We start from the raw sequence: 1,309 nt of genomic DNA, 5'->3' as shown, positions 1-1,309 counted from the left end.
GCTCCATCAACAATCAATTGTCCAGCACTGCCTGCCTTTGCGCAAGCTACCGCTACTGACACTTGTGATGCATCGGTAACGTTGACTTTCAATGATGTGACTACCCCAGGCAACTGTCCGGGAAATTATAGTGTAACCAGAACATGGACTGCTACAGATGATTGTGGAAACTTCTCCACCGCTACGCAAACCATCAATGTTCAGGATACTACTGCACCGACTATTACTTGTCCAGCTAATCAAACAGTTGCATGTGGTGTTGAACCTGTTTTTGGTATTCCAACAATAAGTGATGGTTGTGATCTAAATCCAACTTTGAATGATTTGGGTATTACTACAACTAATAATCCTGATGGTTCAGTAACTTATACAAAAACTTGGAGTGCTACTGACGCTTGTGGCAATACATCTGCTACTTGTAGTCAAAGTATCACAGTAACTGACTGCGAGGGATGTACTTTAGGATATTGGAAAAACCATACTGACAGATGGTGTTCTTCTTATACTACTTCAATGTTGTTTGGTGATGTTTTTGTAAATGCACCGTCTAATCTTGCTAATTTAACTTTGTTGCAAGCTCTAAATTTAGGAGGCGGAGGTATTTATAATTTAGCTCGTCAAGGAGTAGCTGCTTTATTGAACGCTTGTAGTGATGAAGTTGATTTTCCAGCGCCTTATTCTAGTAATCCTCAATCAGTAATAGACGCTGTTAATGCAGCGTATTTAGCTGGAGGAAGTGAGCCTGGCAAATTAGCGACTCAATTAGATATCCTTAATAACACAGGATGTCCATTGGGAGGAACCAGTGCTACCCATAATGAAGATAGTTTAAATACTAGCGTTGGTTTTACTGCTTATCCGGTTCCTTTTAAAGATAAGCTTACTATTAGATATGATTTTGATTATGTATCTGATGTGGTGATCGATGTGTATAATGCACAAGGAGTTTCAGTGCTTTCAAAAACAGATACTAATAGTTATTTGAACAAAGAAGTCACTTTACACCTTCATTCGTACAGAGGTCAAGAGCAAGTTTATGTTGTAAGATTAACTACTAATCGAGGAAGCAGCGTGAAAAAAGTTATGTCCTCAAAATAATTTTTATTAATCATCTGGTCCAGAAAAATGAAACGGATTAGAGTATAAAATTAAACCTCGAAAGTAAAATTTTCGAGGTTTTTTTATGTCTTTTTGTCTAGTCCTGAAATAGCGATACACAAAAAAGTATTCTATGGAATCCGCACAAGAAACACGGTATGTTAAGCGTACCCAAAAAGACTACACTATGTCTTTAAAGTTAGAAATCGTT

The 1,309-nt window shown here is 37.5% G+C and carries 1 protein-coding gene; it reads left to right on the top strand.

The features are described 5' to 3' along the window. Positions 1-1,098: T9SS type A sorting domain-containing protein (locus tag ACNQGG_RS17275; protein WP_417966100.1), on the top strand; the 1,098-nt coding region annotated here is incomplete at its 5' end. Between the last annotated feature and the right edge of the window lie 211 nt (positions 1,099-1,309).

The sequence above is a fragment of the Flavobacterium esculini genome (assembly GCF_048284325.1).
Lineage (GTDB): Bacteria > Bacteroidota > Bacteroidia > Flavobacteriales > Flavobacteriaceae > Flavobacterium.
This window is presented reverse-complemented; position numbering and strand designations above follow the sequence as displayed.